The organism is Chitinophaga sedimenti (genome assembly GCF_023156195.1).
GTDB classification, from domain to species: Bacteria; Bacteroidota; Bacteroidia; order Chitinophagales; family Chitinophagaceae; genus Chitinophaga; species Chitinophaga sedimenti.
Genome location: NZ_JAKUKA010000001.1, coordinates 3,543,149 through 3,561,756, shown reverse-complemented (window position 1 = coordinate 3,561,756; position 18,608 = coordinate 3,543,149). Strand labels below are relative to the sequence as shown.

Genomic DNA, 18,608 nt, shown 5'->3' with positions numbered 1-18,608 from the left:
TACCAGCCACTGGCTACCGCGCCGCTTACCAATAATACCGGGGTATACTGGCTCACTTGCCCCCGGATATGATGGCGGGTAATCAACGTCCGCTCGTGATTTCCTTCGGTGCACTTTCTTATGTTGATCTTTATCTTTACGATGGCGGAAAACTGCTGCTGCATAAAAATCCGGTGCACTACGGAAGAATAGCGAATTGGCGCCGAAAGACGGCCGCTCGCGTATTTCCATTCCGCCCGACCTGTCGGCGAACACACCCATTTTGTTATTGAGGGTCGAACACACCCGGCATACCCGTCCCGGCTTCAACTTTACTGTTTCCGAAAGACTCGAATACCTCGAGAAACGTCATAGCGACGAAGCCATGGACCTGCGACTGCAGGGCGCCCTATGGGTATTGCTGGCCTACACGCTGTTGTGCTGGATAACCAGCGGTCTGCGGGCATACGGCTGGCTGCTTTTATTTACCGCCGGACTTACGTTTTTCAATCTCTCTTCCCAGGGATATTTTGTGAACTGGTTTTTTCCGGAGTCGCCGGCCACCGGCTCGTTGTTCAAGATTCACTTTGCACACCTCGGTATTTTGGGATTATACCTGCTGCTGATCGATTTTTGGGAGATCCCCCGTTATCACCGTTTGCTGTACGCGCTTTGTAAGGTGGCAGTGGCGCTGCTGCTGCTGCTGTCGGTTGCCTGCTGGGGCATTAATTACTTTACCGGTAACTATGCCCTTACAGCAGCATTGAACAGCTGGTCGCTGTTATTCCATATTGCATTTGCTGCTGTTGTTTTATGGCGTTGCTGGCCGCGGTTGAACAGGCCCCAACGCTACCTCGCATACGGCATCTGCATGTTTATGCTTACGTTTGTATGGATCGCAGTTCGCATATTATTTATGGAGGAGAAGGCCATCAACGTGAGTTACCTCAGCAGCCTGATGACTATCGGTATATTCCTGCCGTTCTCGGCCGGACTGGCGTTGAGCCGGAAAAATGCAGAGAAGGAGAGCCGGCGTGCACTGAACGAGTTGAACCGGCTGCAGGAGAAACAGAATGAACTGCTGGAAGAAAAAGTCCAAAAGCAAACAGCGCGGATAAGAAGTTCCAACATCCAATTGCTGGAACAAAACAAAACACTGGCTGATAAAAGCCATAAAATCGCTATACTAATTAACGAACTGAATCACCGGGTAAAGAACAACCTGCAACTGCTTTACAGTCTCGGCAGTCTGCAGCTGGACTCGATTAAAGATGAAGTGTCGCGCGGCATTTTCCTGGAAAACATCAGCCGCATCAAAACTATGTCGCTGGTTAATCAGCGCCTGTACCAGCTTGAGGAACTGCAACGCGTGGCGCCCGGCGACCTCATAAGAGAACTGGCTGAGTACATCCGGCATATTTATCATAAAGGACATCCGGTGCAGATTAGTGTGGATACGGCAGAAGGCATACGGTTGGACAGCCGCCGCGCGTTGTATTTTTCGCTGATGCTTACCGAACTGCTGACCAACTCTTTTAAATACGCTTTTGCTGACGCCCCAGGGGGCGCGTTTCTATATCCGTAAATATCGACGAACCAGGGATTATTACGTGCCGTTATGCAGATAACGGTACAGGTTTACCACCCGGCGCCGGCAGTAAAAAATCTACCGGCCTTTCGCTGGTAGACGACCTGGTAAGGCAGCTACAAGGGCGGCTGACCGTAAGCCACGGCCCCGGAATGGTGTACGAGCTCACGTTTGCTGGAAACAAGTTGATTCGATGTAACCGTTAAAAGACCATTATGACACAGGTGTTGATTGTTGAAGACGAATTTATTATTGCCAAGTTTATCGAAAAACAAATTAAAAACCACTTCCAATGTGAAACTGCGATTGCGATAACGGTTGCCGAAGCTGTCGCCGAAATGGAACGGCTGAAGCCCGATCTCTTGTTGTGTGATATTAATCTTGGCGCCGGGTATTCCGGTATAGACCTGGTAAACCAACTACAACAATCCTATCGCTTTGAAGTGATTTACATTACTTCCTACAATTCGAAAGATATTATAGAAGATGCCATATCATCAGGTGCGGCTAACTATATTATCAAACCGGTAGATGAAATGCAGCTGTTTGCAGGTATGCGTTTGGCCATCAGTAAGATTAAAAGCAAGAAGGCGCATAACAGTGCTGCTGCTGCCTTAACGCCTTCTGAACAGCGCATCGTATCGTTAATTGGCATGCGCAAATCCACCAATGAAATTGCGGAGCTGATGCACCTGAGTCGTTACACGATTAAAAATCAGCGACATAAAATATGTGTGAAGCTGGGGTTGAAAGACGAAAACAATGCTTTGCTGAAGTGGGTACTGGAACAGCGGGAATTAAAATAAAGCCGGCCGGTAGAAACCGGCCGGCCATTTGGTAGGTGTATTCGGTAAAACTTAAAACTTCAGTTCAACACCCACACGCAGTGTGTTTGCAAGCGGACTGCGAGTCAGGCCGCTGCCTGCGGGGATGATATAGGACAGGTTAATGGTTGCAAAACTGTATGCGAAGCCTGCGCCCAGCGTGAAATAACGCCTGTTAGCCGCATCTTTCATATCAAAAAGTAGCCACCGCGAGCAAAAAACTGCTTGTTGTAATCGTACTCCGCGCCCAGCGATGCCGTGTAGGCACTGTTGCCGAAAGAGTTGATCCAGCCGGCTACCGCTCCTTTATTATGGTAATCCGCCAGACTTTCCGGATCGTTCCCCTTTAAAGACGGCACCATCAGCTTATTTACATCTGCTGCAAAACTAAGTGACTGCTGCTCATCGAGCATGGTTGCATAAGATGCGCCAATACCAAGGTTTGTTGGAATATATTCTTTCTGATCGGCATTGTCGGTGTAAGCGATTTTGCCACCCAGGTTGCTCAATACGGCACCAAATGCCCAACCTTCTCCTTCTTCTCGACCGTTGTAGTAAACAGACAGATCACCCGCTACTGTTTGGCCTGCCTTGTAGTTGATACCATTCATACCCGCACCGTTAGCCAGGTTGGAATAAATATAGCGGAACGCAACGCCTACTGATAACTTACCGGACAACTGGCGCGTGTAACCCAGTTCTGCCGACCATTCATTGGGCCTGCTGTTGCCTACACGTTTTCCTTCAACATCGGTCAGTTCAATAGCCCCGAGGTTGAAGTAGCGGATGCCTGCTACCAACGCCTGCGTGCTATCCAGTTTATAATAACCGGAAGCGGCCAGCAGGTGTGTGCCATCTACTCCGAAGTTGGCCATCCATGGCGTATAAGTGAATGAACCACCCTTAGTGCCGGGCAGGAAAGGAACCTTCGAAAGGTTGTAAAATGCGGAGGCAGCATCGGGTGTGGTAGCGATACCAGTTTCGCCCATGCCTCCCGACCTGGCGTCGGGAGAAATGCGGAGGAACGGTACCGAGTTAGTGACAATATCGATGGAATTCACCGTTTGTGCGGTGCCCACCAGTGGCGCGCTCAGTAACAATGTTGCGATGGCCAGTCGAGTATAGAAAGTATTTTTCATTTCTCCTGATAGTTTAGGTAAGTGATCCCCCGGGATAAAAAGCTCCCGGGGAATTGGGAAGTTAGCGTACGATGCTCACTCTTGTTTTATAAGTATACGTTTTAGTATTCACCATTAACACATATACACCCTGTGCGAGACCGGAAGTATTCAGCGTCATGGTAGTACCCTGGAAGCCAAGGTCCTGGCGTAATACAACCTGACCTGCCATGTTCACGAGCATTACTTTACCTGTTTGCGCTACCACACCGCTGAAGCGGATGTTGATGTTGCCGCTGGTCGGATTTGGATATACCGATTCCACCGTAGCGCTGAACAAGGCCTGCACTGTAAATACATTGGAGCTTACGTTGCCGTTGCCTACAGCGTCCATTACTTTGTTGGCCGCTAAGTTGATGGCTACATCTTTCTCAGATACCGGCAGAATGGTTGCTTTGTATTCGGTCGCGCTTACTGCTGTGAAGGCGGTTACGGATGCATTTGTCAGTGCCAGTGAAGAAGCGGTAAAGCCTGTTACTGCCTCATTAAACTTAATGCTGATCTCGAATGCGCCGGTTACAGAAGTAACAGCTGCAGAGATTACCGGTACCGGCGCTGCTGTATCTACCAGCAGGCTGAAGCTGCCGCTGCGTGCACTGGTATTGCCTGCTGCATCGGTTACTGTTACCTCAAAGGTATTGTTGCCATCGGGCAGGGCAGTAGTTACGTTGTAAGTCCAGTGCCATCTGCGCCTACGATCGCTGTACCAATTGCTGTCTCGCCATGATAAATGGTGATGGTGGTGTTAGGCTCACCGGTACCTTTTAATAAAGGCTTGTTATTGTTGGTGTGTGGCTGACCATTGTCAAGCACCGGAATTGAAGGCACTACAGGTACTACCGTATCCACGGTGAATTTAACCGGGGTGCTCGCCTGGCTGGTGTTGCCTGCGGCATCGGTAGCTGTCGTGGTCAGGTTGTACTCGCCGTCCGCCAGCTGAGTGGGGATGGTATACTGCCAGTTGCCATTTTCATCGGCAGGAGCAGTGCCTACTACCTTATCATTGATGTAGATAGTGATGATGGCGCCTGGTTCTGATTTGCCGCTGAATACGGGTTGTTTTTTATTGGTGTAACCGTTGTTCGAATCCTGCTGCGTAGGGGCAAGCGGGGTCGTTGGTATTACGGTATCGATGATCAGTTTCAGTACGTCGCTGGAGGTGCTGGTATTACCGGCAGCATCGGTAGCGGTGGTGCTGATCTGGTGTTCACCTTCGCCCAGCGGGGTCGTAAATACATACTCCCATTTACCATTAGCGTCAGCGGTTACGGTGCCTGTTTTCTTACCATCTACATAAATGTCGACAGTGCTGTTGGGTTCTGCCTGACCGGTAAGAGAAGGCAGTTTGCTGTTCAGCGGGTTTTTGCCCGAAGCCAGCGTAGTCGTCGGTTGTACCGGTTGTTTGGTATCTACGGTGATGTTAACCGGATTGCTGATAGCGCTTTTATTACCTGCAGCATCAGTAGCTGTGGTGGTAAGTGTGTAGTCGCCATCCGGCAGTGGTTGTGCCGGTGTGTAGCTCCATTTGCCGCTGGCATCCGCCATCACACTGTCAACTACTTCACCATTGATATAGATATGGATTTTGCTGTTCGCTTCACCTTCGCCTGTAATAGTTGGCTGCGCCGTTTTTACAGGGGTGTTGTTAGCCGGAGATGCAATCGCCGGAATACCTGGTTCGATGGTGTCCACGATGATGTCCAGTCCTTCGCTGTCTTCGCTGATGTTACCGGCTTTATCGGTAGCCGTAGTGGTCACCTTATGCGGGCCATCGCTCAGTGCAGGAGTGATAGTGTATTCCCAATCGCCGTTTTCGTCGGCAGGAACGGTATCTACTTCTTTGCCATCAACATAAACAGTAATAACAGCACCTGGTTCAGCTTTACCTTTGATGGTAGGCTGATCTTTGCCCGTGTGGCCTTCGTTGCCATCTTCCAGTACGGGTAATGAAGGCGCAGCTGGTTTTTCGGTGTCGATCACCAGGGTGAGCACATCGCTTGCATCACCGGTGTTTCCTGCTTCATCGGTAGCGGTGGTGCTGATTTTATGTTCACCATCGGCCAGTGGCGTGGTAAATTCATAGCTCCATTTGCCGTTTACATCCGCGGTAACCGTAGTTACAACTTCGCCATCAATATAAATAGTGATCGTGCTGTTAGGTTCCGCATCGCCGGAAAGTTTAGGCAGGTCGCTGTTCAGCGGATTGTTGCCGGACGCCAGCGTAGTCGTTGGTTTGCCAGGTGCTTGCGTATCTACTTTAATTTTTACCGGATCGCTTACTGCTCCGACATTGCCAGCCGCATCGGTAGCAGTGGTGGTAATGATGTACTCTCCATCTTCGAGGGCTTCCGAAGGTGTATACGTCCATTTGCCATTAGCATCAGCAATAACGCTGTCTGCAAGAGTTCCATTAACATAGATATATATTTTACTGTTAGCCTCGCCGGTGCCGGAAATAACCGGTGTGCCGGTATTTAACAGGCTATCGGTGACAGGAATTTCTATAACTGTTTTCCCCGGAACGGTGGTATCAATTACCAATGCCAGTTCATCGCTGGCAGTGCCCGTGTTGCCGGCTGCATCTTTAGCGGCTGCAGTGATGATGTGGTCACCATCGGGCAGGGCGGCCGGCAGTGTGTACGACCATTTGCCATCTGCATCCGCGGTAGTAGTGCCTACTTCATCGCCATCTACATAAATAGTGACAGTGCTGTTAGGTTCTGCTTCGCCGGAAACTTCCGGAGTATTGTTATTCAATGGAGAGGCTCCTTCAGTAAGACCAATCGTAGCCTTATCCGGCGCCTGTGTATCGATTTCGATTTTTAATACCGGGCTGATATCGCTTGATAAATCATTCGCATCGGTAGCGGTAATCGTGATGTCGTATTCTCCGTCTGCCAGATCGGTGGTCGGAGTGTATGTCCAGTCACCATTGGCATCTGCAGTAGTGGTGCCTATTTCCTCGCCATTAGCGTAGATCGTAACGGTGGTGTTCGGCGTAGCGGTACCTTTCAGTTCCGGTTTGTTCACGTTCAGCGGGCTGGTGCCTGCGGACAGTTGCGGAGCAGGCGGTGTAGCCGGTTTGTTGTTGATCACCAGTGTGAGCGTGCCGCTGGAACCGCTGGTGTTGCCGTCTGCAGTAGCTTTCACGGTGATGCTGTGTGAGCCTATTGCCAGATCGGAGGTAGGTGTAATTTCATATTTGCCATCTGCATCGGCGGTGGCGGTACCAATGGCAGTAGTGCCCCTGTACGCGGTTACCGTCGAATTTGGCAGCGCAGTGCCGGTAATAACGGGTCTTCTTACACTGGTAGGATTACCGTTTTTGGAGGTAGGCGCAGCGAGCGTACTAAGTGTTACGTTCATTTTAGCTACAGCACCTTCGCCACAGCCGTTTGCACCCGCAACCGTAATTTCGCCGGCGCTGGCATACGGACCAAAGTTTACCGTGATGGTATTGGTATTGTAACCTGACACATAGGTAGCCCCTGCAGGCAGCGTCCATTTGTAGGCGGTAGCGCCTTCAATTACCGGTACGCTGTAGGTAGCATTCATGCCGCCAATAACTGTGGTGTTACCGGTGATCGCTTCGGCATCACCAGGAGCGGCAATGATCGTAGGATCGAGGGTGATGGTGATTTTGCGGGTAGTGCCACACGTATTTACACCATCGGCGGTATAAGTAGCGCGACCTGTGAGCGTTGCTTTTACGGCGCGGCCAGTAGTAGAACTAAGACCTGTAGCGGGGCTCCATGTCCAGTTAAAACCGTTGCCGTTTACGATTTCTATCGTCTGCTCCTGTCCGGAACAAACATCAATAGAAGAACCGGAACCATACGTGTTTGTTTTTACATTGAACAAAGGATCGGTCCTGTCCATTGCTTCGGGAAGATCGGCTGCGTTGAGTACGTAGGCGAAGGATAAAGATGTGGAATCGCCGGCAGCCAGTGTACCTACTTTAAAGGCGATCGTCATACCATTATCGCCGGTTACTTCACCCGGTGCGATCAGCCTGGCGTTAGTACCTGCATAGATCTTTTCACCATCAGCATATGGCCAGCTGTTAGGCACGGCTACTTTAGCGCGGCAATCACGGCTGCCTAAACCCAGGTAAGAATTATGGGAGAGCCCTCTCGCGGAGATGAGTGCTGTACTGATGCTGTTGGGATTTTGTTGTTCAATTACGTTGCGCGTATTAAATCCGCCACCTTGTGTCTGCTCGTTATCAGGGTCTACTTCGCGGGTATAGTACACGTTGTTGATAGCGGTAGCGGTAGTGTTCACCAGGGTAACGTTTACAAGAATAAAACCCTGTGTTTTTCTACCGTGAACTCCTGGCGGATACGGACGCCGGCGATATTGCCGATCCATTGTACCGTTTGACTGATGTCTGTAGTGGTGAACCCGGTTACACTACCTGGGATGGCATTTCTTCCGGTGCCGTCATTAAGGTATAACGTGCCATTGGCCTGTATGGCAAAGCCTTCATAAGGTGTACCGGGCAGGAAGTAGTCACCGATGTACGCGGGATTGCCGACCGTCCAGCCGTCTTTGCCTACATCGGAAATAAAGCCCAGTCTTCCGCCAAAGTTTGTGTTGGTGCTGTAAAAATAGTTAGAGGGCGCGGCCACTGTTGAACCAAAGGCGCCATTGGGGCGGATACCGGCCTCAATATAATCTGCTTTCAGGAAGCCATTGCCACTTACCACCTGCGCTTCCGCAGCGGTAACTGAAAATAACGAGAAAGCAATAAGCGATAGAAGTTTGTAACTTTTTCTCATGCAAACGGACATTTTCTTAGGTAGAGATTAATTGAGACGAACGCGTCGTGCTTCGATGGTGATGGTACAGGGCACATAACAGGCAATGGCCTTATTGTGCAGGTAGGATGGCCCGCCGGTTTTGGTACCGTTTATCAAACCCTTTACAGCAGCTGCATGTGTGTTATCGCTGGCTTTAATGACTTTAACGTCTTTAATGTCGCCCTGTTCATCGATCACTAACATCAGCTGTACAGACACTGATCCCGCAACGTTTTGTGCGTAGGCCTGTAAGGCTTCGCCGGCGGACCAGGAAGACAAATCGTGCGGCGGCGTATAATCTGCCGTTGGTAATGACACATAGTTTTTTGCTACATCAGACGGAAGTTTGAAGGTGTTTTCGGACCAGCGGTATTTAGCGGTTACTGTCGATTGTGCATAGCTGTAGCCGGCACTGCAAAGCATCAGGAAAGCTGCTAAGAGCCCCTTCGCTAGGAATGGTTTTTTCATTTGACTAGGATTTAAATAATTGATACGCAGAAGTTGGTCAGAAATGACCGTGTACTGGTAATTTCATAGAATGTGGTTATGATTACTGAAAAATGGTTACTGGGTTTTTTCACATAGGCGTCCGGTTGGTCGCAGCGCTACGCACAACCATGTCTTTCATAGTTACTAAGTGTTTTCTCCCAATAAATTTTACATAGATGTTCGGTCGATTGTATTGTTAGGTACAATCGGAGTGTATTAATGATTAAATTTCACACAGGTAGTCAATTGTCCGCGGTGAAATGTGCGGTGGTGGTGTATCTCATAGTTACTGAATAATGGTTACTAAGTGTTTTTACCGAAAATTTTTTTCTCCCATAGGTGTTCGATCATCGTAGTGCTACGTACGAGATGGTGTATTTCATAGCCTCTCAATAATGGTTAAATTTTTTACCGAATGTTTCCAATAGGCTTTCTTACTTGGCCGTATTGCTACGTACGACCGTGGTGTATTTCATGGTATGTTACTGTCCGTAAAATTCGCTGATAGTGCAAAGGTGTATCAAAGCAAAAGACCGGGCAAGAACCCCGGGGTTCTATCTTGTTGGACTTAGTGGAAATACTACTTACGTTGTATGTTTGTAGGTGCTTGCTAGTTTCAACCTGTGGAGATCGATGAAGCCTTACGTGGATGGCGGCCTGTCAGGCAACCTGCTCTGGAACCGTTGCTGCCACTGTACGACAATATTGTCGGCGTGCATGTGAACCCCCTGGCGGCTTACAATCCCGGCGGAGGCTTCCTGGCCAATGTAGACCGTACGTTGCACATGGCAATTCACGAAGGGGTGGCGAAGAACAGGCAGCGTTGCAGCATCTTTATAGAACCAGCAACACTTGCACGTTATAGTATGTTCGATTTCCGGAAGTTCGATGAAATATACCAGGCCGGTTTTAATGCCGCCTGCGAGGTATTGGACAATGCACGGCAGTAGTTGGCGCTTTGGCGGTGTGCCGGCAAACATTGGCCGGACTACCGTACATTCAGGTTATGGACATCCACATCACCCATATTGATACTGCCTGCTTATTGCTGGAGATCGGCGATTTCAGAATACTCACAGATCCCACCCTCGACCGGGGTGGCCGTTTGTACCACCATGGCTACGGGGCTGTTTCGCGCAAAACGGACGATCCGGCTTTGCCTGTGGCGGGTTTGCCGGAGATAGACCTGGTGTTATTAAGCCATCATCAGCACAAAGATAATTTTGATAATGCGGGAAAGGCCTTCACCATAAACGTTCCACAGGTATTATCCACCCGAAAGGCTTGCGGCGTGCTGGATAATATCGCGGGGCTGGCGGTTTGGGAAACCTTTCCGGTGTTGACGAATAAAGTGCGGGGCCTTCGGATTACCGCAACACCCGCGCAACATCATCCGTGGTGGTTGCCGGAGTTTGTATCGGGACCGGTAATCGGGTTTGTAATTGAGTATGAAGGGCAGGAGAACGGGGTCATCTATATATCTGGTGATACAGTTTATTTTGCGGGTATTGATGAGATCGCGCGGCGGTATAAAGTAGACATCGGTATTATGCATGCAGGTGGTGTGCAGTTTCCTTATCTCACCGGTTTCGGCAAGTATACCATGGACAGCAAAGACTTGCTGAAAGCGGCTTCCATTATACGTCCCAATAAGTTAATTCCCGTTCACCAACGTGGATGGACGCATTTTAAAGAGCGGGAAGATAAATTGAAAAAGGCTATTGACAACGATACATTTGCCAGTGAGCGTTGCATTTACCTGCGTCCGGGCAGGCGGACCTTCATTTAGCCGGATTTTTTTGCATCTTTGTCATATTGTTTAACACCCGGCTTATGACACTTAATATAGCAACAAGTCAATTTCCCGTTAGTAGTAACATCGTCAGTAATAAAGAAAATATTATTGGACAGATGGAGCTGGCCAGTAAAAATGGATGCGACGTTATACACTTTCCTGAAGGTAGTTTGAGCGGCTACGCGGGTGTGGATTTTCCTTCTTTCGAAAATTATGATTGGGATTCGCTGAAGGCAGCGACGTTGCAGGTGATGGCGGCTGCCCGCGAATGGGGTATATGGGTAGTACTGGGCTCCGCGCATCAGCTTACCGGCACACACAAGCCGCATAACAGCCTGTATGTGATCAATCCGCAGGGACAGATCATTGATCGGTACGACAAGCTGTTCTGCGCCGGCGATGAAACTGAACAAACCGACGACCTGGCGCACTATTCACCCGGTACCCATTTTACCTTGTTCGAAATTAAGGGTGTGTGTTGTGCCGTGCTAATCTGCCATGACTATCGTTACCCCGAATTATACCGCGAATTAAAAATGCGCAATGCCGAAGTGGTGTTTCATTCCTTTCATGCAGCAGGGATGGATGCGGACCGGCAGCATTTCATGGAAGAGCAGGTAGGGAAAGAGAACTTTAAATACAACCCCGGCCATACGTACCCGGAAATTACCATGCCTGCAACCATGATCTCGTATGCGGCCAATAACTATATGTGGATCAGCTGTGCGAACAGTGCTGCAAAGGAAAGTTGCTGGGCTTCGTTTATGGTAAGGGCGGACGGTGTGATCACCGGCCGCCTGGAAAAAAATGTTGCCGGTGTCCTGATCACGGAAATTGATCTTACGAAGCAATATTACGACTCCACCAAACACTGGCGCAACCGCGCTATGAACGGCTTTTATCATAGTGGTACCCGCGTAGACGATGCACGTTCGCTGAACAGGACCGGGCTGTAATAGAAAGTGATGACAATGATGCGTTGAGGCAGGTATTGTTGTCGGGTTTTAAGACGGTTTAGTATCTGATTTCATACGTAAGCGCATAGGGAGTGCTGTCGCCCAACACATGCCAATTCACTACAATTCTGAACGCTTCGCCGATGTTGAAGTTGCCACTACCGGGCGATATCCACCAGTAGTAAGGTCCGGTACTGCCCGGTGTTACGTCTTTCACACAAAATACACTACCAACGTAGCCGTCGGCTGTAAGCGAAACATTCCCGAAGTTGTCTACACTCTCGGTGTGGTAACCGTTGCCCGGCGCGGTGCCGCCTAAAACAGTAATAGTCGCTGCATTCACGGCCATGGTGAATAAACAGCAGATGATCATCAGGGGAAATAAGATGATTTTTTCATGTTTGATGAAAATGAAAAGGGTGAATAAATAAATGAACAATTCCTCCCCGGCCAGGAGATGGATTAACTATGCAAAAAATCAACAGGGGAATATGGGTTACAAATGCAATTCTAAATTAAACAAAGCAGTAGTTGGGGGTGAATACTTTTTATCAGAAGATAGTACAGATTCGCAGGCGGGAAAACAAACGTTCTATTGCATAAAAAATAACGGAGAAAGATAAATCCTCAGCAGCTATTTAGTAAGTGATATAATATTGAGCAGTTGCGCTATACGGATAAAACGGCAGTTGCCAGCCGATGCTTACAATGTATGCGTTGTCTGCGTAAAACGTATAGCTGCCTGTCATTGGACCAACGATCGAATAAAACGTAGGCGCGGTGTGACGGTAAAAATCAATGCGGTAAATAGAACCGCTGCTGCTTACCGTAATGTTGTTGGAAGCATCAATAGTAACAGTGGTGCCTGCAGGTGGTGTACCGCCACCCAGACCAATAGTCGCTGCCTGTACGGCCATGGTTACGCAGCTTAGTAATACGACGAAAGTGGATACGATTGCTTTTTTCATAATGGATTTTTTAGAAATGATTAATATGTGATTTGATAATGCGCCGAAGCGGTGTAAGGCCAGCCGTAAAGATTCCAGCCAATGGAGATCAGGTACGCGCCGTTGGAGTTAAACGTGTGATTGCTGGTGCCGGGACCAGGTACCGCGTAATAACTGGGGCTACCGTAAAAATAAAAGTCGATACGGTAGATGGTGGAGCCGCCCGACGGATCGGTAACGGTGATGTTGTTGCTGCCATCAATGGTCACAGTGGCCCATGACGGGGGCGTACCGCCGTAAAGCGCAATACTCGCCGCTTTCGTAGCCATACTGACGCAGCAAAGCAGCGCAATCAGCGGCAATAGAATCGCTTTTTTCATCTGGAATTTGTTTAAATGGTTAAACATGTGTGTTGATATGGGCTTTCTCCGGTTTTGTGGGAGCGAGGATTAACTAATTTTTACGGTCGTGGAAGCACGGGGCCAAGGGTCACAAATACACTTCTAATATAAATCATTCTGGTTAGAATGCCTCATATATTGAAAAAATAGGATACTGCATTTTTGAATGCCAATTGCGCTACATTTGCTGCCGCTTAAACCTATATTTCATAACAAAGTATTGAATTAGAAATGTTTAATATGAAAGGCAGGCTGCTCCTCGCAGCCGCACTGGCGGCCCCGGCGTTCGCGATGGCACAGGAAAGTCAGCAACAGCTCGACCCTGTAACGGTAACGGCCACCATCCAACCAACCAGCAGCTCCCGTACCGGCCGAAACCTGGTCATTATAAAGGGCGAAGAAATTTCCCGGCTCCCTGTCAACTCCATCGATGAATTGTTACGCTACGTACCGGGACTGGAAGTACAGGCCCGCGGTCCGATGGGCGCACAGAGCGATTTTGTGGTGCGCGGCGGCACCTTTCAGCAGGTGCTGGTCGTGATCGACGGTATGCGTGTAAACGATCCGAATACCGGTCACTTTAATAGTTACATCCCCGTTACGCCCGGCGAAATCGACCGGATCGAGATCCTCAAGGGTGCCTCTTCCGCCATCTATGGTTCAGAAGCAGTGGGTGGCGTGATACACATCATCACTAAAGCATTTGCAGCCAGCGAAAATCCACAGCAATCCTATAACGCCAGCGTAACCGGTGGTGCTTACGGCTTGTGGAACCTCGGAGGGAACGCATTTTACAATAACGGGAAAACCGCCATCAGTGCGGGTGTACTGTCTAACAACACCGACGGACAACCACAGCGCGGTACTTCCGGATTTTTGCACCTGAATACTTTTTCTTTGTCTGCCAGCCATCGCCTGAGCGAACACTGGCAACTGGCGCTGCGCAGCAGTTATGACACGCGCTTTTTTGGTGCGCAGGGCTTTTACACCACCGCGGCCAGCGATACCGCGCGCGAAAATGTAAACTCCTGGTGGAACCAGCTGCAGCTGCGTTACGAAAATGGCAAGAACAAATTCTCTTTCCTGGCGGGATATAAATCGGTGACCGACACGTACCGTTTTAATGGCCTTGGCGTAGCTAATAGCAGCGACAGCAAACTGTTTCAGTCACTGGCGGTATACGAACACGCGTTTACAGATAAGACCGCGTTAACCGGCGGCCTGCAATTCCGGGATAAAAGTATTTCTTCCAACGACCGTGGTGATCACAACCTGCAACAGGCCGCTGCTTTTGTAGGATTAAACCAGCGCATCGGCGAACGGTTCTTTATTAATCCCGCTCTACGCCTGGATTGGAACGAGGAAAGCGGGTACGAACTGGTGCCGCAGTTAAACGTTTCTTACCGTGCAGAATGGGTACAGTTGCGTGCAAGCGCCGGCAAAACCATTCGGGATGCGGACTTCACGGAGCGTTACAACAACTATCAGAAAGCCACGGTGTCGGCGGGACAGCGTGTAGGCAACCCGGCGCTGACGTCTGAACATTCGTTCAGTTACGAAGCGGGTGCCGACTTCTTTATCCGCGATCGCATCCGGGTGGCTGTAACGGGCTTCCGTCGCGAACAGAAGGAAGTGATCGACTGGTCGCCGACGGCTTATGCTGATATGCCGCGCAAAGACAACCTGGTAAACGGCGCCTCCTATGCGCTGGCGAAGAACATTGCCGAAGTGAACACCACTGGCCTTGAAACGGATGTACAGTACATACAGCCGTTGGCCCATCAACATAAAATAGTGTTGAATGCAGGTTTGGTGTGGATGGATACCCAGTCGCCTTCGGGTGCCGCATCTTTCTACATTGCCTCTAATGCAAGGCTGCTGGCGAATTTTACTGCGCAGTATATAGCGCCCCGCTGGAGTGTTTCGCTGAATGGCCTGTATAAAGAGCGCAACCCGCAGGCTGCCGCTGCTATCAAGGCGAATGTTGATAAATCTTATTTCCTGGTGAATGCGAAAGCGGAGTACTTTGTGGTGAAAAACAGGGTGGCCATTTTTGCGCAGGTAGATAATATTTTTGATAAATCTTACCAGGACCTGCTGGGCGCACAAATGCCCGGCGTATGGCTGATGGGCGGAGCGAAATTCAGTCTTCGGAAATAATGTGAAACGAATGAAAAGAAACGGTCGGCCCGTGCCGGCCTTTTTTGTGCGCATAACAAAAGCTTCATGCGCCGGTAGTAGAATAATTCTTTATCTTCCTGTTATGATACTAGAAGTAGCCATTCTGCACGTAAAACCAGGCCAGACCAGCGAGTTTGAGGCCGCATTTTCGGATGCGCGCCATATCATCGGCGCCATGAAAGGGTTTATTAACCTGCAATTGCAGCGCTGCCTGGAAAACGATCATCAGTATGTATTGCTCATAAATTGGGAGACGCTTCGTGATCATACCGAGGGATTCAGGCAGTCGCCCGAGTATCAGCAATGGAAAGCGCTGCTGCATCATTTTTACGATCCATTCCCGGAGGTACTGCATTATAAATCGGTCGCTTTCCTTGACGAACGTAATGAGCCTTCTACCGGGGCGTATTAGTTACTTTATTTTACGGAACGTGAGGCTCATCCGCCCGTCATTTACATTTGCTGTGGGAATGGCGTGCTGCCATTCATCCTGTACTGCCTGTGTCATATAGATCAACGATCCGGGCGGAAGTTCATAATCCACGATTATATTTTTGTCTACTATATTGCGGAAGCGCAATGTTCTTGTAACGCCCAGCGATACTATCACGACACCAGTATCTTCCACCAAAATATCCGTCTGGTCCGAATGAAATCCCATTTTCGATTGCCCGTCAAGGTAATAATTGATCAAACAATTATTAGGCGTAAAGCCGATGGCTTCCCGTATTTGAGCGCTGAGCACTTGTAGGTGGTCCGGCATAGGCCGATAAGGATAACTGATCTGAGAATAATTGTACGCCACACCATAGCTGGCGGTTTTGCGGGCGGCCATGCGATCGTCCCAGTTGGCATGAGCCGCAAGGTACTGAAATAACTGGTCGGGCTGGAGTAAAAACGATTCGATATAGGTAATGCCATTCATACTAACGAATGTAACCATTCCTTCAATACCGGACAATTACCTGTACTAAAACCGGACATCCCGGCAATTTGTACATTCCTAAATTATTGGCTATCATTATATTCAGATATTGGCACAGTTTTGCTCCGCCACCCGGCATAACCCTCACCCAACTATGATCAAGAATTACATCAAGATAGCCTGGCGCAACCTGGTAAAAAACAAGGGGTACGCGGCCCTCAATATCGGCGGACTCGCTGTCGGCATGGCCGTAGCCCTTGCCATTGGCCTATGGATATGGGATGAATTAACATTTGATCGTTATAACCGCAACTACGATCGTATCGCACAGGTGTTCCAGAACCAGGATTTTGGTGGCGACATTGCCACCTGGCAAACCATGCCCTACCCAATGGGAGAGGCCCTGCGCCATGAATTTCCAGGTGATTTTAAACATGTGGTGATGGCGAGCTGGGACTTTTACTTTGTGCTTACACATGGCGATAAACATCTGAAAAAGCTCGGTAAATATGTAGAGCCGGCCGGTCCGGAAATGCTGGATCTGCAAATGATCGTGGGTTCAAAAGATGCGCTTAAAGATCCGGCTTCTATCCTGCTTTCTGCAACTGCCGCCAAAGACTTTTTCGGCGACCAGGACCCGATGGGCAAAACACTCTCCATCTCGAAAGAGGAGGTATTCCAGGTGCAGGGCGTATACAAAGATCTGCCGCGTAACTCGATGTTCGGCCGCGTGCAGTACCTGTTGCCGTTTGAGGCTTATACCATCACCCGTCCCTGGATGAAAACGCAGCAAAACCCGTGGGGAACAACTCTTGCCTTACTTATGTACAAATAGCCGATCAGGCAAACATGGATAAAGTAACTGCGAAAATTAAAGATGTGCGGCTGAATCATTTGCGTGATGACGAAAAACGGCTGAAGCCGCAGTTATTCTTGCACCCGATGCGGAAGTGGCGCCTGGAAACTTCGTTTAAAAACGGTGTGCCGGATGGTGGCGGACTTAAATATGTGTGGATGTTCGGTATTATCGGCGTGTTCGTGTTATTGCTCGCTTGCATCAACTTTATGAACCTCAGCACGGCGCGTTCCGAAAAACGTGCGCGGGAAGTGGGCATCCGGAAAGCGGTGGGGTCCGTACGCGGACAACTTATAAAACAGTTTTTTTCAGAGTCGCTGCTCGTGGTTATTGTGGCTTTCATGTTCTCGTTGCTGTTAGTGGCCATCGCGTTACCTTTTTTCAACACAGTTACCGGCAAGCAGATGCAGATGCCCTGGGGCAATCCCCTGTTGTGGCTGTCGGGCATTGGTATTAGTGTTGTGACGGCGTTGATTGCAGGTAGTTATCCTGCTTGTTACCTGTCCTCTTTTCAGCCTGTAAAAGTATTAAAAGGTACTTTCCGGGCCGGCCGTTATGCTGCCGTACCGCGCAAAGTACTGGTGGTAGCACAGTTTTCTATCTCTTTATTGCTGATCATCGGAACGATGGTCGTATTTAAACAGATCAGGCATGCGCAAAACAGGCCGGTAGGTTATGATCGCAACGGACTGGTAATGTTGGATATGGACACAAGACCGCTGATGGGACACGTAGACGCGCTGGAGGCCGAGCTGCTCGAAAGTGGCGTTATTACCGGTCTTACCGCCGCCAGCTCGCCTATTACCACCGTGTGGAGCACGCAGGGCGATATCAGCTGGAAAGGCAAACCGCAGGAGTTGGCGGTCGACTGGCCAAACACCGTGGTGCGGCATGGATACGGTAAAGTGATGGGTTGGCAGTTTGTCGGCGGCCGCGATTTTTCCAAACAGTTTGCTTCAGATTCGCAGGCCGTTGTAATTAACCAGGCGGCTGCCAGCTATATGGGGATGAAAAACCCGGTGGGCGAAACGATTCGCTGGAATGGCAGCCAATGGACAATTATCGGCGTGATTAAAGATATTATCGCCGAATCGCCTTATGTGCCGGTACGGGCTTCGCTTTATAACCTCAATTCGCAAGATGTGTCGATGATCACCATGCGCGTGAACCCCAACGTAAGTATGCAGCGTGCTTTAGCGAGAATTGAAGAAGCAGTGCGCCATTACGATGCAGCTGCGGTGATTGGGTACAAGTTCATTGATCAGGATTATGCAGGCAAGTTTGCGGACGAGCAGCGCATCGGTAAACTGGTCGGGTTTTTTGCGATGCTTGCGGTATTTATCTGTTGCCTCGGTTTGTTGGGTATGGCTTCATTTATGGCTGAACGCCGCACCAGGGAAATTGGCGTTCGCAAAGTGCTTGGCGCCTCTGTACTCAATTTGTGGGCCATGCTTTCCAGAGATTTTTTAATACTGGTGTCGATATCGATTTTTATTGCAATGCCGATCGCTTATCTCCTCATGCGTAACTGGCTGGCGGGTTATCAATATCGCTCGGATATTCCGTGGTGGATCTTTGTATCTGCCGGTGGGGGTGTATTGCTGGTTACCTTGCTCACGGTAAGTTTCCAGAGCGTGAAGGCGGCTTTAATGAACCCGGTAAAGAGTTTGCGGACGGAGTGATGCGC

General features: G+C 49.5%; 18 protein-coding genes. 9 read left to right on the top strand and 9 right to left on the bottom strand.

Annotated elements, in window-relative coordinates; all coding sequences use genetic code 11:
* Positions 1 to 196 precede the first annotated feature (196 nt).
* Both MKQ70_RS20300 and MKQ70_RS20295 read left to right on the top strand, forming a co-directional pair.
* Positions 197 to 1,564 (top strand): sensor histidine kinase, encoded by a 1,368-nt coding sequence (locus MKQ70_RS20300; RefSeq protein ID WP_248073929.1) that lies wholly within the window; start codon positions 197 to 199, stop codon positions 1,562 to 1,564.
* A gap of 218 nt (positions 1,565 to 1,782) precedes the next feature.
* Positions 1,783 to 2,373 carry a DNA-binding response regulator gene (locus MKQ70_RS20295; protein WP_248073927.1) on the top strand — a complete coding sequence of 197 codons (591 nt, stop codon included), beginning with the start codon at positions 1,783 to 1,785 and terminating at the stop codon, positions 2,371 to 2,373.
* Positions 2,374 to 2,579: 206 nt separating this feature from the next.
* Here MKQ70_RS20295 and porV read toward each other — a convergent pair whose 3' ends face one another.
* The 5 genes from porV to MKQ70_RS20265 form a co-directional block, all read right to left on the bottom strand.
* Positions 2,580 to 3,530, bottom strand: a complete 951-nt coding sequence (gene porV, locus MKQ70_RS20290; protein ID WP_248073925.1) for a type IX secretion system outer membrane channel protein PorV — start codon at positions 3,528 to 3,530, stop codon at positions 2,580 to 2,582.
* 61 nt (positions 3,531 to 3,591) lie between these two features.
* Entirely contained in the window at positions 3,592 to 4,224 is a 633-nt protein-coding gene (locus MKQ70_RS43830) for a T9SS type A sorting domain-containing protein (RefSeq protein ID WP_504909768.1), read from the bottom strand.
* Positions 4,225 to 4,232: 8 nt separating this feature from the next.
* Positions 4,233 to 7,853 carry an Ig-like domain-containing protein gene (locus tag MKQ70_RS20275; RefSeq protein ID WP_248073919.1) on the bottom strand — a complete coding sequence of 1,207 codons (3,621 nt, stop codon included), beginning with the start codon at positions 7,851 to 7,853 and terminating at the stop codon, positions 4,233 to 4,235.
* Positions 7,854 to 7,864: 11 nt separating this feature from the next.
* Positions 7,865 to 8,350, bottom strand: a complete 486-nt coding sequence (locus tag MKQ70_RS20270) for a hypothetical protein (protein WP_248073917.1) — start codon at positions 8,348 to 8,350, stop codon at positions 7,865 to 7,867.
* A 27-nt stretch (positions 8,351 to 8,377) separates the two neighbouring features.
* Entirely contained in the window at positions 8,378 to 8,839 is a 462-nt protein-coding gene (locus MKQ70_RS20265; protein ID WP_248073914.1) for an energy transducer TonB, read from the bottom strand.
* A 644-nt stretch (positions 8,840 to 9,483) separates the two neighbouring features.
* On the opposite strand from MKQ70_RS20265, the gene MKQ70_RS20260 reads away from it, so the two are divergent.
* Genes MKQ70_RS20260 through MKQ70_RS20250 form a run of 3 tightly spaced genes read left to right on the top strand, consistent with a single transcriptional unit; the run spans position 9,484 to position 11,611 of the window.
* Positions 9,484 to 9,810: a hypothetical protein gene (locus MKQ70_RS20260; protein WP_248073911.1), complete on the top strand. Its 327-nt coding sequence runs from the start codon at positions 9,484 to 9,486 to the stop codon at positions 9,808 to 9,810.
* Positions 9,811 to 9,866: 56 nt separating this feature from the next.
* Positions 9,867 to 10,649, top strand: a complete 783-nt coding sequence (locus tag MKQ70_RS20255) for an MBL fold metallo-hydrolase (RefSeq protein ID WP_248073908.1) — start codon at positions 9,867 to 9,869, stop codon at positions 10,647 to 10,649.
* 44 nt (positions 10,650 to 10,693) lie between these two features.
* Positions 10,694 to 11,611, top strand: a complete 918-nt coding sequence (locus tag MKQ70_RS20250) for a carbon-nitrogen hydrolase family protein (protein WP_248073905.1) — start codon at positions 10,694 to 10,696, stop codon at positions 11,609 to 11,611.
* Positions 11,612 to 11,669: 58 nt separating this feature from the next.
* Here MKQ70_RS20250 and MKQ70_RS20245 read toward each other — a convergent pair whose 3' ends face one another.
* The 3 genes from MKQ70_RS20245 to MKQ70_RS20235 form a co-directional block, all read right to left on the bottom strand.
* Entirely contained in the window at positions 11,670 to 11,984 is a 315-nt protein-coding gene (locus tag MKQ70_RS20245) for a hypothetical protein (protein WP_248073902.1), read from the bottom strand.
* Positions 11,985 to 12,249: 265 nt separating this feature from the next.
* Positions 12,250 to 12,579, bottom strand: a complete 330-nt coding sequence (locus tag MKQ70_RS20240) for a hypothetical protein (RefSeq protein WP_248073899.1) — start codon at positions 12,577 to 12,579, stop codon at positions 12,250 to 12,252.
* Positions 12,580 to 12,599: 20 nt separating this feature from the next.
* Complete coding sequence (locus MKQ70_RS20235; protein WP_248073896.1) at positions 12,600 to 12,938, bottom strand: hypothetical protein; 339 nt, start codon at positions 12,936 to 12,938, stop codon at positions 12,600 to 12,602.
* Between the two features lie 261 nt (positions 12,939 to 13,199).
* On the opposite strand from MKQ70_RS20235, the gene MKQ70_RS20230 reads away from it, so the two are divergent.
* Positions 13,200 to 15,119, top strand: coding sequence for a TonB-dependent receptor plug domain-containing protein (locus MKQ70_RS20230; RefSeq protein WP_248073895.1), 1,920 nt, complete (start codon positions 13,200 to 13,202; stop codon positions 15,117 to 15,119).
* A gap of 103 nt (positions 15,120 to 15,222) precedes the next feature.
* On the top strand, positions 15,223 to 15,552 hold the full coding sequence (locus tag MKQ70_RS20225; protein WP_248073893.1) for an antibiotic biosynthesis monooxygenase family protein: 330 nt from the start codon (positions 15,223 to 15,225) through the stop codon (positions 15,550 to 15,552).
* On the opposite strand, the gene MKQ70_RS20220 is transcribed toward MKQ70_RS20225, so the two are convergent.
* On the bottom strand, positions 15,553 to 16,065 hold the full coding sequence (locus MKQ70_RS20220; protein WP_248073891.1) for an alpha-ketoglutarate-dependent dioxygenase AlkB family protein: 513 nt from the start codon (positions 16,063 to 16,065) through the stop codon (positions 15,553 to 15,555).
* Between the two features lie 154 nt (positions 16,066 to 16,219).
* Here MKQ70_RS20220 and MKQ70_RS20215 point away from each other — a divergent pair, with 154 nt between their 5' ends.
* Positions 16,220 to 16,900 (top strand): ABC transporter permease, encoded by a 681-nt coding sequence (locus MKQ70_RS20215; RefSeq protein ID WP_248073889.1) that lies wholly within the window; start codon positions 16,220 to 16,222, stop codon positions 16,898 to 16,900.
* Positions 16,864 to 18,603, top strand: coding sequence for an FtsX-like permease family protein (locus MKQ70_RS20210; RefSeq protein WP_248073887.1), 1,740 nt, complete (start codon positions 16,864 to 16,866; stop codon positions 18,601 to 18,603). Before MKQ70_RS20215 ends, MKQ70_RS20210 begins: the two co-directional genes overlap by 37 nt.
* Positions 18,604 to 18,608: the final 5 nt, after the last annotated feature.

Excerpts from the sequence above, each read along its gene's own strand:
- MKQ70_RS20295 (WP_248073927.1), top strand. The coding sequence starts at position 1,783 with ATGACACAGGTGTTGATTGTTGAAGACGAATTTATTATTGCCAAGTTT.
- porV (WP_248073925.1), bottom strand. The coding sequence starts at position 3,530 with ATGAAAAATACTTTCTATACTCGACTGGCCATCGCAACATTGTTACTG.
- MKQ70_RS20270 (WP_248073917.1), bottom strand. The coding sequence starts at position 8,350 with ATGAGAAAAAGTTACAAACTTCTATCGCTTATTGCTTTCTCGTTATTT.
- MKQ70_RS20265 (WP_248073914.1), bottom strand. The coding sequence starts at position 8,839 with ATGAAAAAACCATTCCTAGCGAAGGGGCTCTTAGCAGCTTTCCTGATG.
- MKQ70_RS20255 (WP_248073908.1), top strand. The coding sequence starts at position 9,867 with ATGGACATCCACATCACCCATATTGATACTGCCTGCTTATTGCTGGAG.
- MKQ70_RS20250 (WP_248073905.1), top strand. The coding sequence starts at position 10,694 with ATGACACTTAATATAGCAACAAGTCAATTTCCCGTTAGTAGTAACATC.
- MKQ70_RS20245 (WP_248073902.1), bottom strand. The coding sequence starts at position 11,984 with ATGATCATCTGCTGTTTATTCACCATGGCCGTGAATGCAGCGACTATT.
- MKQ70_RS20240 (WP_248073899.1), bottom strand. The coding sequence starts at position 12,579 with ATGAAAAAAGCAATCGTATCCACTTTCGTCGTATTACTAAGCTGCGTA.
- MKQ70_RS20235 (WP_248073896.1), bottom strand. The coding sequence starts at position 12,938 with ATGAAAAAAGCGATTCTATTGCCGCTGATTGCGCTGCTTTGCTGCGTC.
- MKQ70_RS20230 (WP_248073895.1), top strand. The coding sequence starts at position 13,200 with ATGAAAGGCAGGCTGCTCCTCGCAGCCGCACTGGCGGCCCCGGCGTTC.
- MKQ70_RS20225 (WP_248073893.1), top strand. The coding sequence starts at position 15,223 with ATGATACTAGAAGTAGCCATTCTGCACGTAAAACCAGGCCAGACCAGC.
- MKQ70_RS20220 (WP_248073891.1), bottom strand. The coding sequence starts at position 16,065 with ATGAATGGCATTACCTATATCGAATCGTTTTTACTCCAGCCCGACCAG.
- MKQ70_RS20215 (WP_248073889.1), top strand. The coding sequence starts at position 16,220 with ATGATCAAGAATTACATCAAGATAGCCTGGCGCAACCTGGTAAAAAAC.